Raw genomic sequence first — 641 nt, forward strand, 5'->3', positions numbered from 1 at the left:
TTTCTGGCCAGCCAATCCCTGCCGGATTATGACCAGACGCACGAAGTCAACGGGTTGACCGCACCGGTTGAGATCGTGCGCGACACCGCCAATGTGCCGCACATTCTGGCCCAAAATGACCCGGATGTGTTTTTCGGTCTTGGATATGCCCACGCGCAGGATCGGTTGTGGCAGATGACGGTCATGCGCCGCACTGCACAGGGTCGCTTGTCCGAGATCTTTGGACCGCGCACCCTGCGCGTTGACAAGCTGCTGCGCCGGTTGGATCTGTACGGCCTTGCCCATCGCTCGGTTGAGGTACAGGACGACTATACTAAGGCCGCCCTTCGTGCTTATGCGGCCGGGGTCAACGCACGCCTGACCGAGATCAACGACGAGGCATTGGGGCGCGGCGCGCCTGAAATGTTCCTGTTCAATGCCCCCGTCTCACCCTGGCAACCGGGCGACAGTATTGCCGTGATCAAACTTATGGCACTGCAACTGTCCGGTCACCTGACAGACGAGGTTCTGCGCGCGCGTACGTCTTTGATGCTGAGCAATCCTGACAGACTGGCAGACATTCTGCCCGATGTTCCCGGCCCCGGCATTGCTGCGCTGCCTGAATACGCTTCGCTGTTTCCCAACCTTCCGCGCTATGCCGC

1 protein-coding gene is annotated in these 641 nt (G+C 60.2%); it reads left to right on the forward strand.

Annotated features, from left to right (window positions below; translation table 11 throughout):
• Window positions 1-641: penicillin acylase family protein (locus ACR0C6_RS21920; protein WP_480621282.1), on the forward strand; the 641-nt coding region annotated here is incomplete at both ends.

The sequence above is a fragment of the Ruegeria sp. AL12 genome, from assembly GCF_056540885.1.